The organism is Nocardioides seonyuensis (genome assembly GCF_004683965.1).
GTDB lineage: Bacteria > Actinomycetota > Actinomycetes > Propionibacteriales > Nocardioidaceae > Nocardioides > Nocardioides seonyuensis.
The window spans coordinates 1,829,897-1,847,962 of the sequence record NZ_CP038436.1; the positions used below are offsets into that span (position 1 = coordinate 1,829,897).

Sequence of the window (18,066 nt, forward strand, 5' to 3'; positions counted from 1 at the left end):
AGGCGTCGAGGCCACTGCGCGCCTTACGCCTCGCGATGGGGGGCGCCTCGTTCGGGACGAGGGGCACTGCTTGCGGCTCGACTACGAGAACATGATCGCGAGGGCATGTCGAATCGTGGGCGCGCGTGGTTGTGCTCTCAGGCGGGTGATTGTGAGCGGGTTCACGCGGTTGGGCGGTCGTGTGGAGAGAGCGTTCCGACCGGGTCCAGTGTCGGTGGCTCGCACTAAAATCGAACACGTCTTCGAACGATGAGCCGATCATGGAAGGACCCTCCGAGTGAGCATCTCCGCCAGTGACCCGCAGCACGGGTGGCGTGCGCCGGGCACCGACCCGGTCGCGTCGCCGCACGTGGCTGGGGTGTTGGCGCGGGTTGGCGAGGCGCTGGACGAGCTCGGCGCGCTGTCGCTGGGCGCGTTGTCTGATCCGGACGTGACGCGGGTGTTGGAGGCGGCGACCTCGGTTGTTGGTCGGGTGACCGCGCAGGCGTGCCGGGTCGGTGTCGAGGCGGACCGGCGTCGGCTGGGGGATGAGATCGGGGCACGGCACACGCATCAGTGGTGGGCGCGTCGGACCCGGTTGACGCGTGGTGAAGCCGCCCGGCTCGTGCGTCTGGGCAAGAGCCTGGAAGAAGACCTGCACGCGCCGGTGGGTGCCGCGCTAGCTGCTGGTTCGTTGCGGGTCGACCAGGCGCAGGTGATCGTGGCTGCGGTGGAAGCGATCCCGGATGAGGTCGAGACGCTCGACGGGCAGGTCCGCCACATCGACGGCGACATCCGCGCCCAGGCGCGTGACCACCTGCTGGAGGTCGCGGCCGACCACGACGCGAAGGTGCTGCGGCGGGTCGGCAAGCGCATCCTTGATGTCGTCGCGCCCGAGGTGGGTGAGGCTCTGGAGCAGCAGCTCCTCGAGCGCGAGGCGCAGAGCGCCGCCGCGACGGCGTTCCTCAAGCTCCATGACGACGGGCACGGCAAGACCTGGGGCCGGTTCGCCCTCCCCGCCCACCAGGGCGCCGCACTGCGCTTGGCGTTGCATGCGATCGCCAACCCCGCCCGCCACGACCACGACGACCTGAAGGACTCCAAGACCGGTGAATGGCGCCCGACTCCACAGCGACTCGGGCAGGCGTTCGGCGAGTTCATCGAGCGCTACCCGACCGACCAACTCCCCCAGACCGCCGGCGTCAACGCCACCGTCGTGATCACCCTCGACCTCAAGGCTCTCCACACCGGCCTGGGTGTCGCCACGTTGGGCAACGGCGACCGGATCAGCGCCTCCACCGCCCGACGGCTGGCCTGTGAGGCCGGGATCATCCCCCTCGTCCTGGGCGGCAAGTCCATGCCGCTGGACGTCGGCCGTTCCAAGAGGTTCCACACCCGCTACCAGCGCATCGCCCTGACCGTCCGGGACAAGGGCTGCACCGCTGAGGGCTGCGACATGCCACCGGATGCCTGCCACGCCCACCACGACCTCGAATGGTCAGCCGACCAGGGACCCACCAACGTCGACACCGGCCGTCTCCTGTGTCCCCACCACCACCGGCGAGCCCACGACCCCCGCTACGAGACCCGCACCGGCCCCGACAACAAGGTCAGCTTCCACAGGCGGACGTAGGCCGAAGGCGGATCTTGACTTCACTTCGCCCAATCGCGGCGGAATGGGCTAGGTCGCGCTGACACCGAATCGTGCAGCAGACCCGTCTGCAACGCAGCCGCGTCTGTGTGTCCAGGTCAACGGGTGGTCCACCCTCCGGCTCTTCAGTCGGCCCGCCGAGTAGGTCTAGAGAGCGTTCAGGGGCTCGCCCGGTCCGTCACCCCGCGGGTCGCAGCGCGCATCGCTACCTACGCCTGTCCGGCTCGCAGTAGCCACCGCATGTCCATGGTGGATATTCGATGGACCGCAGGTGGTCCGAAAGTGGCTAGGTTTGACTCACGAGTCATGGTGAACGGACGGAGTACGGTCAGGTGAAGCACAGACGAGAAGTCGCCTTGTGGCAGAGTGTCGTCATCTCCGCTCTCACCTTTACTGTTGGGGCGCTGGCCAGTTGGTCTATTGGCGGGCTCGCCACCGAAGCGGTGAAGAAGGTCAGCGACCGGGGCCCATTGGCGGCGGACGTAACGGTAAGCGGCTCGTTGGGGGGAAATATCTTGCCCCTCTCGCGATCAGAACTCATCGCCTCCGGGGCGCCCACTCACATGACGCTCAATGAGTACGCCGATGCCGTTGGTGGTTGGGCAGGTGGGCACACCTTGATCGACTTGAATCTCTATGGCCTTGCTGCGTATCCGGTTGTCATTGATGACATTAAGCTCACAAAAGTGAAATGCTCGCCGCCCAGTGCCGGTCCCTACACGTTTCTAAGGGAAGAAGGCGGGGGCAATTTGGTCGGACTTGAGATGATATATGAGATCGAGGGATCTTCGAGCTCCGTACGTGGGGTCCCAGACCCGTCGCATGAGACGTTTGCAGAGGCAGAAGAGCAACGTTGGGATTTCCCGCGGCAGGTATCTCAGGCGGAGGCTGATCGGTTCAAACTGGGTGTATCGGCTCCAGATGGGCAGCTCTGTGAGTTCGAAGTGACAGTTGACTACAGGGCCAACGGTGAGGATGGTCATCTGTCGGTCGAAGGTGACAGTGGGGTGGCCTTTCGGGTCGCAGACGTCAAAGTTGCCGATGAGTTGCTCACCGATACCGAGTTGTACGCTACCCGCGACTAGCGTTCAGCGTTCCGTTGCGAATCACCGTCTTGGCGTCGCGCCTAAAGGAGGGTGAGATCTAAACGCCGAGTGGAATAGGCGCATACGCGTGCTAGCCGATCGCCTGCTGAGCGCCGAGGAAATGCGCCTATCTGAGACAGGTGCTGGTTCCCTGCACACATCCGCGTCTACTTGGGCGAAGGCGACGCAGTCTGACTCAGACGCAAATAAGTCCGAACCGAAAGAACCCGCGGACCCCATGCATCATTGATGATTGAGGAGTCCATTAGCCCGGTGTCGCCGCGCTGGTGGATGTACAGCTCGAGATGGCTGCGCTGGATGCCCAGTAGGGGATCCAGTCCGTTGCCCTTGCACCAGGCAAACCAAGGGCGGAGCTGGTACGCGTACATCCGGTTCGTGCGGCCGGAGTAGCGGGCAAGGTAGGAGACAACTGCCAGTTGCGCAGTGGTCATGGTGATGGGTTGGGACGGGAACAGGACAGCCGACTCGGACACGGGGCACGCCATGCGGCGGACTGGCCTCGCCCAGTCCGCCCGCCGCCAAAACACGACCGAGCCTTAAAGGCGGTGACGCTAGTTCGCCAACCAATCCCGTGTGTCCGCCAGGCGGCGGAAGGACGCACTTCCAGGGACTCACCCCGGCATGGGAGGGTTTCACCCGGCCGTCCGTCGACGGACCGCCGTGACAAGCATCCGCATCCTTGCATTGGAGTGTCGAGTGACCGACGAAGTCAGCGACTTCGTACAGCAGTACCTGGCCCATGGCGACGAATGGGCGCGCTCGCTGTATGAGGCAGTCGGCCGGGTCACGGTGTCGGGTGCTGCCGTTGAAGGTGCGCTGTTCTCGCTAGCCATGCAACTAGCCCCGTCGGACGACCTCTACGGGGCCCGAATCGACAAACTCCGCTCCGTTATCGAAAACAACCGGGGCGAATTGTCACGCAACCATCGGAAGCTCTGCGCGCAACTTCTCGGCAGAGCCAGCGACGCGCTCAGGCGCAGGAACTTCGTCGTGCACCTGGCATGGAACACAATTCCGTTTCACCAGGGACAGCATCTTGGAGTTGGCATCCGGAAGGCGCCAAGCGGTCAGGGATTGCTTGGGAGCATGAAGTCGACCAAGGAGTTGCAGGACCTCGGGGCGGAACTACACGACGTGGCGGCATCCATCAGCACTTTGCAGCACAACATTGCCACGGCATAGGTGATCGCTTCCCGAGGCAGCCAGCCAACTTCTCCACGTCCGCGGATCCGGATGACACGATAAGGGCAACGGGAGACTGCCCCCCGCGCACCACCGGGGCGATGGCCGCGGAAGGGCACACGTGATCGTTACGCGGTCAGCCGCTTGCAGAAGAACGCGCCGGCCGGGTGTCTTATGAGCATCTCGTCGCCTGGGATGTCCGCATACGTCGCAGATATCCCCTCCGACGCCCCGGCTGCTTTGCAGTTCACACTGTCGGACCCTGTGTGCATCAGATATGCAACTGGGCAATCGCATGACGTGACGAACGCGTAGAAGATTCCTTGGAGCGCGTCCTCAAGCAGAGAGATCGGGTAGTGAATGGAGTGCATCTCGCAGAGCGCGGGAACTCGGACCATGCCATTCACGACGACACTTCGAGGCACCTGGGCCGCCGGAGTCCAAGGCTGCACATCCACGACGTCTAGGGTCGATCGCAACGTCTTCCCATCCGCGAAACGAAGAAACGACTCTTCGGTGACCGTCTGTCCTCTGGGCCACAGCACCGGTGCACCCTTCGGCCAGAGCTGCGGCATCCTTGAAACGTTGGCGACCTCTACTGCCGGCGCGAGTGTGTCGAACGTCAGACCGTGCAGGATGAGTTGGCCGAGCACCAGCGTGAGCGCGTAGGCATGTGGCCGGTCGGGTTCAGGGATCCTCGAGACGCGGACGGCCATCGGAGTCACCCGGACAGCCGACCTTGTCGTTCCCTCGTACCGTCCAATCCAGAACTGGCTGGCGTCAAGTGGCTCGACCCGGTCGCGACGTTCATACAGCGCCGTGTACATGGCTTGGGGAAGGCCGTATCCACGTTCTCGCTGTTCGTTGCTCGACATGAGCATGGCAGTCAGGGCGGTCTTCTGAGCCCACATGGCGATTGCGCCCTGGTCATCAGGGTGAATCCTTCCTGCTTCGCCGAGAACCAACGGGGCAAGGACACGCTGAGCGACGTGTTCGAGGCGGCTCATCCAGCCGTTGTTGCAGGATGCACAGAATCGCTTGACCGTCTGACGGAAGGGAGGCTGTTCTCCCATGTGGCGAGGCAGGCCGTTCAGTGGGCCTGCCATGTGACGTACAGGAGTCAGGTCCAGACCAATCTTGCTCAGCCAGTCGCCGAAGACGTGCTCGCGAGTCAAGGGTTCGATGGATCCGCAGAAGGCGCACGAGTCAGACACATGCCGATTGTCTATCGAAGAGGGCGGTGCCAACGCCAAGTTGTCCAGCTAAGCGCGCCCATGCCGTTCTCGTCCTCGAAATTCGAGCGTTGGCGGAGACACGCGGCCCCGCCGTCCGAGTGATGCTCGCGCGTCCCGATCGACACATGACCAAGGTCATCGCTCTGAGCAAGGCTCCCGCCCGAAGCCTCCGTGCGCTGGATCCCCCGTGCTAAAGGCTGGCATCGCTCAGGAGCTTGGATACACGCGAGCCGTTCTTGAAGACGTTGCCTGGATAGGCATTTGCTGGGAACACATCGACGAGCGAGTCCATTAGGTCCTCTACGTTGTCTTTGAGGTCATTCATCACCGACGTGAGGTCGCTGTCTGGGTTCGAAAGCGTCTTCTGGCCGACGTCCTTCATCACCAGGTGCGCAATCACCCGCCGGCCGTGGACCGCGATTCCCGCCCTCACGCCGTCTGACGCGCTTTCCATATCGTCCAGGAGGGCGTCAACTGCATCGGTGATCTGGACGGCGCGCTGGAGGCGCAACGGATCGGTCTGAGGGTTGAAGAGGGACTTGTAGGTCTCTGTGAAGAGCCTCGACACCTCTCTCTTCGCGACCACGCTGTGAGAGACGCTGGGAGAGGCGCACGCTAGAGCAACTGCAGCTTGACGCAATTCGATTACTTTCGACGGGTCTTTCGAGCGTGGGATCTCGGCCGACCGAAGCACGTACTCATAGCCTAGAACCTGCAGTTCGCGCACGAGGCGGTGCTGCTCTGGATCGAGGAACGCGAAATCTTGGCTCGAGACCTCGTTCTGCGTGTTGGCGAATCGGGTGATTCGCCGACCGAGATCCACTTCTTCGCGGGGAACCTCGATGCAGCGAACAATTACGAACGCTTTGCCGAGGTTCGGCTCATGCGTCGTGCCGATGGCTGCGCCGAGCGTTGAGACAGTCTGTGCGCCGTTCACGATGCTCGCGCCTGTCAGCCTGAAGTAGCCGACGTCTCGGTTGAGAAGGCCGCCCGGACCAGTCTCGATCGATTCGGCTAGGACTGTGATGCCGTTGTTGTAGTAGACGAAGTGATCCGGGGTCGACGCGATCGTCTCAAGGATCCCTTCATTGATGTCTGAACGTGGAATCACGACGCGAATATTCTCAGCGAAGAGGTCAGAGCCGTGAGCCTTGAACCACGCAGCAATTTCCGAAGCGCTGACTCGCCCGTAGAAGATTCGCTGTGGATCCGACGCTTTGCCCCAATCGAGTATCTGAAGCTCAATCTCCACAGATGGCCGCAGTTTCTCTGAAATCGAGTTGAAGAGCGCGCCTTGGCCGTAGTGCACGTGGCTCGCGAGAGGCTCCACGTCCTGCAAGTCGTTGAGTTGTTCGAGGAGCTCAGTGACGGGCTCCTCAACTTCGACCGTCAAGGGGTCGCTGGCTGTCGTGACGGTTACCAAGCGAATCCGAGCCCCGGGGGTCTTGAGTAGGTTACGGACGGCAGTCTTGGTCGCCTCGGACGCGTTTGCCGGCTCATTGCCGGCCTTCATGCCTAGGAGAGAGCGAGCACCATTCAAGAACTTGAGGACGCCTGCCAGATCCATCGAGCCAGTGCCGTCCTTGCGCCACTTCGATTGAACGAGGACTACGAGCTTCGCTGCTGGATCAACTCCGATTGCATCGATGCCGCGATCGCCGCCACCGTCCGTAATCTCGAGGATCTGGGATCCGTCAGCGAGGTCACCGAGCACCAGCTGTACAGCATGCAGCGCCAGCAGGCGGGAGAGATTGTTGTCTTCGTCAAGGTCTAGATCCCAGTGCGAGCTCTCATGCAGCCCGCGGACGTGAGTTTCGATCTGGCTGACATGAAACTTGCTCAACAGGACTCCCTCGATGAACTGGTGGACGCCTGCCCAGCCTAGGTGGGTGGCGCGGTGGCGCGTCCCGCAACAAAGCAACCTCATACTGATTGGCGCAATGATCGAGCGTCGTTGATCTCGATACTGCTAGCGCCTTCGGTCGGGCGCAATGCCCTCGCACGAGCGGCAGCGGCGACTCAAGCGGCCCAGGATGCCGCCCGTTGCCAGACGCAATATGCTGGAGCGGCGGCTGGGATCGCCCTCGGCACACCTGTACGCAGTAAGCGGCCAGCCCCAAGGTATGCGATTCAACGCTGCGTCTATCTGGGCGGAATGGGCGCGGTCAACCCCCACACCGAGTCTCAATCCCCACCCAGCGACCGCATGACGAGCGGCAGCTCGTCGGTGATCTCGCTGGCGAGGTAGCCGACTCGGCCCCAGCGGGCGGCGAGGACGTCGCCGGCGGCGGCGTGGACGTGTTTGGCCCAGACGGTGGCTTGGAGGGCGGTGGCTCCGCGGGCGATGAGGCCGACGAGGGCGCCGGCGACGACGTCGCCGCTGCCAGAGGTGCCGAGGCCGGTGTCGCCGGTTGAGATCTTCCAGAGGCCGGCGGGGGAGGCGATCCAGGGGCCGCAGGCGACGACGGCGTCCAGGCCCTCGGCGATGCGGAGGATGGCGGGCGGGACGTGCTCGTCCTTGACCTCGTCCACGTCGAGGAGGCGGGCCAGCTCGGGGGCGTTGGGCGTGAGGACGAGATGTCCCTGCAACGACGTACCGAGCTCGGCCTCGAGACCGGGCATCACCGTGACGGCTGCCGCGTCCAGCACGACGGGGACGCCCTTGGGTGCTGCGGTGGCGACTGCCGCCAGCAGCTTCTCGACTCCCTCGCCTGCGCGCAGGCCGGGGCCGACCAGGATCGCGTCGGCGCGGGCGACCTCGTCCTCGAGGAGCTCCTCGAGGCGCTCGCCGGAGATCGAGCCCTCGTCGTCCTGGGGCAGCGGCAGGGTGCCGGACTCGGGGAGGGCGACGGCCAGCTGGGTGGCGACGCCCTCGGCCGTCGCGATCGTCAGCCGCCCCGCGCCCATCCGCAGCGCTGCGGTGCCGGCCAGCATCACCGCGCCGGGCGTCGTACAGGTGCCGCCGATGACGAGCACCTGGCCGCGGGAGTACTTCGAGCCGGACGGCTCGGGCAACGACCAGGAGCGGAGGACCTCCGGCGTGACCAGGTGGGGGGAGTCGACGTTGCCGCCGGCCTGCTCCATGTCCTGCGAGGAGTCAGGCATCGGGCGCGTCCGTGTCAGCCGCGGCGCCCGGCTCGTCGGTGACCTTCACGTCGTCCTCCCGGAGGTGTTCGTCGAGGTTGTAGTCCACCACGTCCCACCCCGTCGCCGAGTCCGGGTTGCTGACCAGCCGGCAGATGGCGGCGTTCTTGAGCGGGTTGTCCCGCGCCCGGTCGAGCACCTGCTCCTCGTCGAGACCCTCGGCGACGTAGCAGAACAGCAGCAGCACGACGTCGTGGCCGGTGACCAGCACCCGCTTGGCCTTCTCGGTGTTGCCCAGGTCGGTGAGGACAGCGCGCACGCGGAACGCCACGTCGGCCCACGACTCGCCGCCGGCCGGGCGGTAGTAGAACTTGCCGAGCCAGTCGCGCCGCTCGGCCTCGTCGGGGTAGGCCGCGCGGATGCCCGCCGAGGTCAGCTTGTCGGTGACCCCCATGTCACGGTCGCGCAGCCGCTCGTCGACGCGTCGGCCGATCTCGAGGCCGGCGACCCCGAGAGCGACCTCCGCGGTCTCACGTGCACGCCGGTAGGGGCTCGTCCACAGCACTTCCGGACGCTCGTCCTCCGGCAGGTCGGCCAGCCACCGCCCGACCGCCTCAGCCTGCTCACGCCCCAGGTCGGACAGCGTGACGTCGGGATCCCGCGCGGGGACGTCGATCTGCTCGAGCTTGTCGCGCATGGCCGCCTCGGCGGCGACGTTGCCCACGGACTGGCCGTGGCGCACGAGGATGAGCTGGGTGGGCTGGTCGGACTGTGGCATGGGGCCTCCGTCGTCAGGCTAGCCCTGGGGCAGGCGCCGGTTGATGTCCTCGCTCATGCGGGTGATGGCGACGTAGAACTCGCACATCATCCGGAAGAAGCACAGGTAGAGGAGGCCGACGAGCGGGGCGAGGATCATCGTCACGATGCCCACGCCGGGGCTGTCGCCGAAGAAGCCGCTGAACGCGAAGAACAGCGTGCCGATCCCGATCCCGATCAGGCCGAGGATGTAGACGACCTTGATGATCATCGGCGTCACGAACGTCGTGAAGCTCAGGTCGAAGAGCGCGCCGAAGAAGCCCTTGCGGCTCGGGGTCCCGACGCCACCGGGGCCGCCCTGCCCGTAGCCACCCTGCTGCTGGTAGCCGCCGGAGCCGTAGCCACCCGACCCGTAGCCGCCCTGGCCGTAGCTGCCCTGGTCAGGAGCCGGCGGCTGCTGGCCGTAGGGGCTGGTGGGCTGGTCGCCGTACGACCCCTGCGGGTCGTTGGGGTTCGGCGGGTTCTGGCCGTAGTTCGACATAAAGAGCTCCCTCGTGCGCCGGCGCTGGTCGCCGGATCGTCGCTCCGCACCCTACTGACGTCCGGACGCGACGAGGCCCGGACACCCTGCGGTGTCCGGGCCCCGGTCGTGCGGTTCTACTCCGGGACGCCGCTCTCCGGCGGGGCGTCACCTGCCTGCTCGGAGTCGTCCTCGGCGATCTCGGCGTCACCGATGTCGCTGACCAGCACCTCGGTCAGCGGCTCGGAGGTCGTGCCCGCGAGCTCGACGATGCGCAGCCCCGAGATGCCCATGTGGCTGTCCTCGCCGTAGCGGAACGGCGCGAGCTGCGGCCCGGCCATCGACTCGCCGTTCTCCTCCAGCGCCTCGACGATGCCCTCACGCGTCAGGTCCTCGCCGGCGGCCTGCAGCGCCTGCACGAACGCGTAGGCGTGGGACATGCCGTAGATCCGGTAGTTGGTGAGCTTGCCGTCGGTGCCGTGCTCGTCCCAGACCTTCTGCCACAGCTGCACCCACGGGTCGTCGGGCTGGTCGATGCCGGGGATGTACTCGGAGGTCATCACGCCGTCGAGCGCGCTGGCGCCCTTGACCTTGCCCTCGGAGAACTTCGCCAGCAGGCCGCCGACGAGCGTCGGGTCCGACCCGATGCTGCTGAAGTACCAGTCCGGGTTGTAGCCGATCGTCATCGCGACGAGCTTGGCCAGCGCGGTGTAGGACGGCGTGTTGAAGCCGAGGACCAAATCGGCCTTGGCGCCCTGGAGACCGGCGATCTGCGGGCCGACGTCCTGGGTGCCGGAGGTGTAGCGCTCCACGGCGACGATCTGGTCGTCGAGGAACTGGCGGATGCCCTTCTCGGCGTCCTCACCGAGGTCGTCGTCCTGGAGGAACAGGCCGACCTTGGCGTCGGGCATGTTCTCGGCGATGTACTGGCCGATGATCTTGCCTTCAATCTCGTAGTCGGGCTGCCAGCCGAACGTCATCGGCCGCGCCTCGGGGTCGTCACCCCACATCAGCGAGCCGGAGGAGACGAAGAGGTCGGGCACGCCCTCGCTGTTGAGCTGGTCGACGACCGCACTGTGGGTGGGGGTCCCGAGCCCGCCGACCATCGCGAAGATCTCGTCCTGCAGCAGCAGCTCGTTGGTGACCTTGCTGGTGTTGGTCGGGTTGTAGCCGTCGTCCTTGACGATGTACTCGATCTGACGTCCGTGCACGCCGCCCTGTGCGTTGACGTAGTCGAAGTAGGCCTTGGCCCCGGTGGGGATCTCGCTGTAGCCCGGCGCCGCGACCCCGGTCAGGGGGAAGTGCGCGCCGATCTTCACCGAGTCGGCAGTGACGCCGACGTCGGAGGCGCCGCCGCCCTCGCCGTCACCGCCGTCACCGTCGTCGCGGCCACCTGCGCCGCAGGAGCTGAGGACCATCGCCGAGACGATGACCCCCGTCAGTGCGAGGAGGCGTGGCCGCCTCCAGTGATTGCGATTCATCGTGGAACTCCCTCTGTAGTGGTGGTGTCGTCGGTGCCGATGGCGTCCGGTGAGTCCGGGGTGGTCGGGTGCGGGCCGCCAGCAGCAGCGGCGGCGGTGGCGCGGCGCTGCAGCCGACGTCGTACGACGGCCTGGTGGACCGTGCCGAAGAGGCCGGCCGGCGCCAGGAGGATCACCGCGACCATCACCAGCCCGTAGACCAGCGGCGCCAGCTCGGCGGCCTGGATGTCGCTGAGCCCGTTTGCCGTGCCGACCTGGGTGACCACCTGCGGCAGGAAGGTCAGCAGCGCGGCGCCCAGCAGGGCGCCGGTGAGGCTGCCCAGCCCGCCGAGGACGATCGCCGCGACCAGGGTGAGGCTGATCGTCAGGGTGAACGAGCTGGGCGCGGCCAGGCGGACGGCCAGCCCGAGCATCGCGCCGGCTGCCCCGGCAGCGGCCGCGCTCACCATGAAGGCCGAGACGCGGGCCCGGCCCAGGTCGATGCCGGCGAGCTGGGCGCTGACCTCGTCGTCGCGGACCGCGCGCCAGCGGCGACCGACCCGGCTGCGGGAGAGGTTGGCGAGCAGGAAGTAGGTGAGGATCAGCGTGCTCCACGACAGGAAGGCGACCCAGCCGGCCGTGGTGAGCTCCTGGCCGGTGACGAAGAAGGTCGCCTCCTCGGCCCATCCGGGCCGGTCCGGCATCACGATGCGCAGGCCCTGCTCGCCGCCCAGGGTCTCCTTGAAGTAGAGCGCGATGCCCGGCACCGCCACCGCCAGGGCCAGCGTGGCGCCGGCGAGGTAGGGGCCGTGCAGCCGGGCCGCGGCGATGCCGACGGCCGCACCCACGACCAGCGTCACCGCGACCGCCGCCAGCACGACCAGCGGCAACGGGGTGCTCGCCTCGCGGTCGGGGAGCAGCAGGGCGGCGGTGTAGGCGCCGAACGCCATCAGGGCGCCGTGGCCCAGCGATAGCTGGCCGTTGAGCCCGGTGAGCACGGTCAGCCCGCCCACGGCGATGCCGAGGTAGGCCATCTCGGCAAGCTGGAAGCGCCGGAAGTCGCTCACGCCCTGGAGGACGAGGATGACCACGACCAGCCCGAGGGCCGCGCCCAGCAGGTGGCGGGCCAGCGTGCTGGAGGGAAGGTGCAGCCTGCGCATCAGACCCTCCTCTCCGCCGTGGCCGAGAAGAGCCCGCCGGGCCGCAGGGTGAGGACCACCATCAGGATCAGCAGCGCGGCGAGCGCGACGAGCTGCCCGCCGACGTACCCGCTGACGAACGCCAGGGAGAGGCCGAGCACCAGCCCGCCGACGACCGCCCCGAGGGGGCTGTCGAGCCCGCCGAGCACGGCGGCCACGAACCCGTAGACGACCACCGAGTCCATGTATCCGGGGTGCACCAGGTTGCCGCCGGCGATCAGGAGACCGGCCAGTGAGCCGACGACCGATGCCAGCGCCCAGCCGATCGTCATCATCCGGCCGACCCGGACGCCCAGCAGCCTCGCGACCTCGGGGTTGAACGCCGCCGCGCGCATCCGCAGCCCCAGGTCGGTGTAGCGGAAGAGCGCGACGAGCAGCGCCATCACCACCAGCACCGAGACGATCCGGAAGACGCCGAAGCCGGTCAGCGCGATGGTGCGGTCACCGACCTCGAACCCGCGGATGCCGAAGGGCGCGGGGAAGGAGCGGTAGCTGTTGCCGAAGACGACCGCCGCCCCGGCGTGCAGCACGATGAAGAGCGCCAGCGTCAGGATCACGGCGTTGATCTCGGACTTCCCCTCCACGGGGCGTACGACGACCCGCTCGAGGAAGGCGCCGAGCAGCAGGCCGGAGAGCAGCGCCGCCGCGAAGGCGAGCCAGTAGGAGTAGCCCTGCTCGATCACGACCAGCGCGACGAACGTGGTGACCATCGCCATCGGCGCCTGGGCGAAGTTCACGATGCGTGTCGAGCGCCAGATGAGGACCAGTGCCAGCGCGAACGCGGCGAAGACCATCCCCTGGGTGAGCCCGCCCAGGGCGGTGTTGATGAGCTGTTGCACGGGACGCGTGTCTCCTTGTCGGGGGCTCGGGTTGTCGTGGCTGGGTCAGAAGCCGAGGTAGGCGTGGCGGAGCTGGTCGTCGGAGGCCAGCACGGAGGCCTGCTCGTCGGCGACGACGCGACCCAGGTGCAGGACCACGCCGCGGTCGGCGACCGAGAGGGCGCTGCGGGCGTTCTGCTCGACCAGCAGCACCGTGAGCCCCTGGTCGCGCACGAGGTCGCGGAGCATCGCGAAGATCTGGGCGACGATGCGCGGCGCCAGGCCCAGGGAGGGCTCGTCGAGCAGCAGCAGCGACGGGCGGGCCATCAGGGCGCGGCCGATGACGAGCATCTGCCTCTCGCCGCCCGACAGCGTCCCGGCCTGCTGGGCGCGACGGTCGGCCAGCACGGGGAAGAGGTCGAAGGCGAGCGAGAGGTCCTCCTCGCTCACGCGGCCGCCCCGGCCGAGGCCGCCCAGGCGGAGGTTCTCCTCCACGTCGAGCTCGGTGATGACCCCGCGTCCCTCGGGCACGTGGGCCATCCCGAGCCGGGGCATGTCCTCGGCCGGGACGCAGCCGATCGGTTGGCCGGCCAGCTCCACGGTGCCGCTGCGGGCGCGGTGGAGCCCGGAGACGGTGCGCAGCAGGGTGGTCTTGCCGGCGCCGTTGGCGCCGAGCACGGCGGTGATCTCGCCCTTCTCGGCGCTCAGCGTCACCTCGTGGAGCGCGTTGACGGGGCCGTAGCCGACGGTGAGCCGGTCGATGGTGAGCATCAGACGTCCTCCCCGAGGTAGGCGTCGAGCACGGCCGGGTCGGAGCGCACCTCGTCGGGGGTGCCGCGGGCGATCACCTTGCCGAAGTCGAGCACCGTGATCTCGTCGCAGACGCGCATGACGAGGTCCATGTGGTGCTCCACCAGGAGGACCGACATCCGGTCGGTGAGGGAGGTGATGAGGTCGCCCAGCTCGTCCATCTCGTCGGACGAGAGGCCGCTCGCCGGCTCGTCGAGCAGCAGGAGCTCGGGCTCCGCCACGAGGGCGCGGGCCAGCGCGACGCGCTTGCGCACGGGGTAGGGGAGGCTGGCGGGGTAGTAGTCGGCCACCTGGGCGATGCCCAGTGAGTCGAGGGTCGCCATCGCCCGCTCGCGCAGGTCCCTCTCGTCGGCCCCCGAGCGGGGCAGCGCCAGCAGCGCGCTCAGGAACCCGGCGCGGGCGTGGCGGTCGGCGCCGGTCATCACGTTCTCGAGGACGGTGACGCGGTCGAAGAGGCCCAGGCCCTGCAGCGTCCGGGCCATCCCCAGCCCCGCGAGGTCGTGGGGCCGGACCTTGGAGAGCCGCCGTCCGCTGCGTACGACGTCGCCCTCGTCGGGGGTGACGAAGCCGCACGCCACGTTGAAGACGGTGGTCTTGCCGGCGCCGTTGGGGCCGATGACGCCGTGCACCTGCCGGGGGGAGACCCCCAGCGTGACGTCGGAGAGCGCGACCAGCCCGCCGAAGCGGACGGTGATGTCGCGCAGCTCGAGGTCGAGCGTACGGACCGGGTCGTCGAGCTCTGGGCCCATGGTGCCTCCTGTTTGGGCGGTGTGACCTGTACCACCTTGGTGTGCGGGCACATCGACGTCATTGGGCTGGCAGCACAAAAGACCTTGGTCCTCTTGCAACAATTCGCGCTGAGGTCTGGTCATGGTTGTGCGCGGAGTGCGAACGTGCTGACATGACCGGGACGGCTCACACGGCGGAGACCGCTCTCCACCATGCGTGGGGGCTGCTCCTGGGCCAGTCCGACACCATCGCCGACAGCATCACGCTGACGCTCTTCGAGCGCGACGGGGACCTGTGGGACCGGATCGGGCCGGAGTTCCGCGTCGACGTGCGGGCGAGCACCCGAGAGCACATCCGCCGGGGGCTGCGGATCCTCGCCGCCCACCCCGATCAAGGCGCCCGCCCCGACCACAGCACGACGACCGGTGACAACGCCGTGGAGCTGTGGCGCGAGACCGGACGGCGGCGGGCCCGCCAGGGGGTGCCGCTGGAGCTGGTGCTCAACGCCTACAACCTCGGTGCCCGGATCCTCTGGGAGGCACTCGTCACCAAGGTCTCCGCCGACCCGTCGGCCGGGGTGGACGACCAGGTCCTGCTGACTGCCGCGCGCGAGGTGTGGAGCACCCTCGACGTGCAGAACACCGTGCTCATCGACGCCTACCGGCGCGAGAGCGCCCGCATCCAGCGCCAGGACCTGCAGCGCGAGCAGGCCGTCCTCGACAGCCTGATCGAGGGACGCGGCGCCGACCCGATGTTCGCCGACGAGGCCAGGACCGCCCTGCAGGTCGGTCCCGACGACGACATCGCGTGCGTGGTCGTCGTACACGACGGGACGGACACCGGCGACTCCCTCGGTCCCGTGGAGGACCGGCTCGACCGGCTCGGCATCACGGCCCGCTGGCACGTGCGCTCCGGCGTCTACTACGGCTTGCTGTCGGGGGCGCTGCCCTCGGAGACGGGGCTGGTGCAGATCTTCGAGGCGCACGCGCCCGGGCGGATGGGCATCGCCGCCAGCCTGGAGGGCGTGGCCGGCTTCGCGACGGCGTTCCAGCTGGCGCACCGCGCGGCCGAGACCGTGCCGCGCGGCGAGCACCGGGTCGTGGCCGTGACCGACCGGCTGCCCGAGGTGCTGCTCGCCGGGAGTCCGCAGGTCGCTCCTCGGCTGCTCGCCGAGACCCTGGGGCCGATCCTGGCCCTCCCTCGGGCGCAGGCGCAGATGCTGCTCGACACGCTCGCGGCGCTGCTGCAGCACGACGGGTCGCCCACCCACGCGGCCGCCGACCTCTACTGCCACCGCAACACCGTGATCTACCGGATGAAGCAGATCGAGCAGCTCACCGGCCGCTCGCTGGCCGACCCCCGCGACAAGATGCTGCTGGGGCTGGCGCTGATGGCGCGGGCGCGCCCCTAGCGTCGGCGATGGCATTCAGCCGGGCTTCAGCAAGGGTGGGCGAGACTGGGGCCCAACCGATGCGTAGGTCCGAGGGGTAGGGAGGCAGGATGCGCCTGCTCGTGGTCGACGACGAGGTGCGGCTGGCCCAGTCGCTGCGCGTGGGCCTGGAGGCCGAGGGCTTCGCGGTCGACGTGGCCCACGACGGCACCGACGGGCTGTGGCTCGCGCGGGAGAACCAGTACGACGCCATCCTGCTCGACCTGATGCTGCCGGGGATCAACGGCTACAAGGTCTGCGAGACCCTGCGCAAGGAGCAGGACTGGACCCCGATCCTGATGCTCACCGCCAAGGACGGCGAGTGGGACCAGGTCGAGGGGCTCGACACCGGCGCCGACGACTACCTCACCAAGCCGTTCTCCTTCCCCGTGCTCGTGGCCCGGGTCCGGGCGATCGCCCGCCGCGGCGCCCGGGAGCGGCCCACCGAGCTCGAGGTGGGGGACCTCCGCGTCGACCCCGCCGCCAGACGGGTCTGGCGCGGCGACGTCGAGATCGAGCTGACCGCCCGGGAGTTCTCGCTGCTGGCCTTCCTCGCCCGCCACGCCGGCGACGTGCTCTCGAAGCGGCAGATCCTCGAGGCCGTCTGGGACAGCGACTTCGAGGGCGACCCCAACATCGTCGAGGTCTACGTCCGGCACCTGCGCAACAAGCTCGACCGCCCCTTCGGGCGCGAGGCGATCCAGACGCTGCGGGGCGCCGGCTACCGGTTGACGAGCAACGGTGGCTGAGCCGCGCTGGGCACGCGCGTCGGTGCGGGTGCGTACGACGGTCGCGGCCGTGCTGGTCGTGGCACTGGCGCTGCTCCTGGGCGCCCTCGCGCTGGTGGCCCTGGTCCGCGGATCGCTGCACGACGGCCTCGAGAGCACCGCCGAGCAGCGGGCCTCCGCCCTGGCCGCGCAGGTCGAGACCTCCGGCCTCCCTGAGCCCGAGCCGGTCGACGACGACGGCGACCTCGACGACGAGCCGGATGAGCTGGTCTGGCAGGTGACCGACGCGACCGGGGGCGTCGTAGGCGCCTCGCAACTGCTCGGGAGGCCGCTGCCGACCGACGACGCCGACGAGGTGCAGCTTCCTGGCGCCGACCATCCCTACCTCGTGGTCACCGAGGACGCCGAGGCCGGCGACGGTCGGTACGTCGTCTCGGTCGCGGTCTCGCTCGAGGACGTCGAGGACTCGACGAGCGCGATGGTGCTGCCGTTGGTGGTCGGGCTCCCGCTGCTGCTCCTGCTCGTCGGGGGCACGACCTGGGTCGTGGCGACCCGGGCGCTGGCGCCTGTGGACCGCATTCGCCGCGAGGTCGACCAGATCACCGGGGCCCAGCTCGAACGGCGGGTGCCCGAGCCCTCCTCGCGCGACGAGATCCACCGGCTCGCGCGCACGATGAACCAGATGCTGCAACGGCTCCAGGACTCGCGAGACCGGCAGCAGCAGTTCGTCAGCGACGCGTCCCACGAGCTGCGCTCACCGCTGTCGAGCATCCGCCAGACCGCCGAGGTGGCCCGGGCGCATCCCGGCGCGCTTCCCGAGGGCGAGCTCGCGGACGCCGTGCTCGAGGAGTCCGCGCGCATGCAGCGCCTCGTCGAGCAGCTGCTGCTGCTCACCCGCGCCGACGAGGGCGCGGTCACCCGGGCCGTCCAGGACGTCGACCTCGACGACCTGGCGCTGGCAGGGGCGCGTCGGCTACACCGCCCGGAGCTGCGCATCGACACCACGCAGGTCGGACCGGCGCGGGTGCGCGGCGACCGGGCGGCCCTCGGCCAGGTCGTGCAGAACCTCATCGACAACGCGGCGCGGCACGCGTCCCAGGTCGTCGCCCTGACCGTCCGCGAGACCGAGGCGGGCAGCGAGCTCGTCGTCGAGGACGACGGCCCGGGGATCGCGCCGGACGACCGCAACCGGGTCTTCGAGAGGTTCGTGCGGCTGGACGAGGCTCGCGCCCGCGACGCCGGTGGCAGCGGTCTGGGGCTGGCCATCGTCCGCGAGATCGTGGCTGCTCACGGCGGCACGGTCGAGGCATCGGCCTCCGGGCTGGGCGGTGCGCGGTTCGTCGTACGCCTCCCTCGCGCGGTCGGCTGAAAGCGCCTTCA

Annotated in this window: 16 protein-coding genes; 6 read left to right on the forward strand and 10 right to left on the reverse strand. The window is 68.2% G+C overall.

Features of this window, described 5'->3' with window-relative positions:
• Positions 1–277: 277 nt before the first annotated feature.
• The 3 genes from EXE58_RS08970 (at position 278) to EXE58_RS08980 (ending at position 3,918) form a co-directional block, all read left to right on the forward strand.
• On the forward strand, positions 278–1,612 hold the full coding sequence (locus EXE58_RS08970; protein ID WP_135267562.1) for an HNH endonuclease signature motif containing protein: 1,335 nt from the start codon (positions 278–280) through the stop codon (positions 1,610–1,612).
• 350 nt (positions 1,613–1,962) lie between these two features.
• Entirely contained in the window at positions 1,963–2,715 is a 753-nt protein-coding gene (locus EXE58_RS08975; protein WP_135267563.1) for a hypothetical protein, read from the forward strand.
• A 717-nt stretch (positions 2,716–3,432) separates the two neighbouring features.
• Positions 3,433–3,918 carry a hypothetical protein gene (locus EXE58_RS08980; protein WP_135267564.1) on the forward strand — a complete coding sequence of 162 codons (486 nt, stop codon included), beginning with the start codon at positions 3,433–3,435 and terminating at the stop codon, positions 3,916–3,918.
• A 128-nt stretch (positions 3,919–4,046) separates the two neighbouring features.
• Here the strand turns inward: EXE58_RS08980 and EXE58_RS08985 are convergent, their stop codons facing one another.
• The 10 genes from EXE58_RS08985 to EXE58_RS09030 all read right to left on the reverse strand — a co-directional run bounded on the left by EXE58_RS08985 (position 4,047) and on the right by EXE58_RS09030 (position 14,549).
• Positions 4,047–4,925, reverse strand: a complete 879-nt coding sequence (locus EXE58_RS08985; RefSeq protein WP_208544182.1) for a hypothetical protein — start codon at positions 4,923–4,925, stop codon at positions 4,047–4,049.
• A 418-nt stretch (positions 4,926–5,343) separates the two neighbouring features.
• Positions 5,344–6,996 carry an AIPR family protein gene (locus EXE58_RS08990; protein ID WP_167288755.1) on the reverse strand — a complete coding sequence of 551 codons (1,653 nt, stop codon included), beginning with the start codon at positions 6,994–6,996 and terminating at the stop codon, positions 5,344–5,346.
• A 341-nt stretch (positions 6,997–7,337) separates the two neighbouring features.
• Positions 7,338–8,258, reverse strand: coding sequence for an NAD(P)H-hydrate dehydratase (locus EXE58_RS08995; protein WP_208544183.1), 921 nt, complete (start codon positions 8,256–8,258; stop codon positions 7,338–7,340).
• Positions 8,251–9,015: a histidine phosphatase family protein gene (locus tag EXE58_RS09000; protein ID WP_135267567.1), complete on the reverse strand. Its 765-nt coding sequence runs from the start codon at positions 9,013–9,015 to the stop codon at positions 8,251–8,253. The genes EXE58_RS08995 and EXE58_RS09000 overlap by 8 nt, the downstream gene beginning before the upstream one ends.
• 18 nt (positions 9,016–9,033) lie before the next feature.
• Positions 9,034–9,534 carry a DUF4282 domain-containing protein gene (locus EXE58_RS09005; RefSeq protein WP_135267568.1) on the reverse strand — a complete coding sequence of 167 codons (501 nt, stop codon included), beginning with the start codon at positions 9,532–9,534 and terminating at the stop codon, positions 9,034–9,036.
• Between the two features lie 116 nt (positions 9,535–9,650).
• Entirely contained in the window at positions 9,651–10,994 is a 1,344-nt protein-coding gene (locus tag EXE58_RS09010) for an ABC transporter substrate-binding protein (RefSeq protein WP_208544184.1), read from the reverse strand.
• A complete protein-coding gene (locus tag EXE58_RS09015; protein ID WP_135267569.1) occupies positions 10,991–12,133 on the reverse strand; it encodes a branched-chain amino acid ABC transporter permease in 1,143 nt (380 codons plus the stop codon). Before EXE58_RS09015 ends, EXE58_RS09010 begins: the two co-directional genes overlap by 4 nt.
• Positions 12,133–13,011, reverse strand: a complete 879-nt coding sequence (locus EXE58_RS09020; RefSeq protein ID WP_135267570.1) for a branched-chain amino acid ABC transporter permease — start codon at positions 13,009–13,011, stop codon at positions 12,133–12,135. The genes EXE58_RS09015 and EXE58_RS09020 overlap by 1 nt, the downstream gene beginning before the upstream one ends.
• A 45-nt stretch (positions 13,012–13,056) precedes the next feature.
• Positions 13,057–13,761 carry an ABC transporter ATP-binding protein gene (locus EXE58_RS09025; protein WP_135267571.1) on the reverse strand — a complete coding sequence of 235 codons (705 nt, stop codon included), beginning with the start codon at positions 13,759–13,761 and terminating at the stop codon, positions 13,057–13,059.
• Positions 13,761–14,549 (reverse strand): ABC transporter ATP-binding protein, encoded by a 789-nt coding sequence (locus tag EXE58_RS09030; protein WP_135267572.1) that lies wholly within the window; start codon positions 14,547–14,549, stop codon positions 13,761–13,763. The genes EXE58_RS09025 and EXE58_RS09030 overlap by 1 nt, the downstream gene beginning before the upstream one ends.
• Before the next feature lie 152 nt (positions 14,550–14,701).
• On the opposite strand from EXE58_RS09030, the gene EXE58_RS09035 reads away from it, so the two are divergent.
• The 3 genes from EXE58_RS09035 to EXE58_RS09045 all read left to right on the forward strand — a co-directional run bounded on the left by EXE58_RS09035 (position 14,702) and on the right by EXE58_RS09045 (position 18,055).
• Positions 14,702–15,940: a PucR family transcriptional regulator gene (locus EXE58_RS09035; protein WP_135267573.1), complete on the forward strand. Its 1,239-nt coding sequence runs from the start codon at positions 14,702–14,704 to the stop codon at positions 15,938–15,940.
• A gap of 89 nt (positions 15,941–16,029) precedes the next feature.
• Positions 16,030–16,707, forward strand: coding sequence for a response regulator transcription factor (locus EXE58_RS09040; RefSeq protein WP_135267574.1), 678 nt, complete (start codon positions 16,030–16,032; stop codon positions 16,705–16,707).
• The gene (locus tag EXE58_RS09045; RefSeq protein WP_135267575.1) at positions 16,700–18,055 is read left to right on the forward strand and encodes a sensor histidine kinase; all 1,356 of its coding nucleotides are present in this window, start codon (positions 16,700–16,702) and stop codon (positions 18,053–18,055) included. The genes EXE58_RS09040 and EXE58_RS09045 overlap by 8 nt, the downstream gene beginning before the upstream one ends.
• The last annotated feature ends 11 nt before the right edge of the window (positions 18,056–18,066 follow it).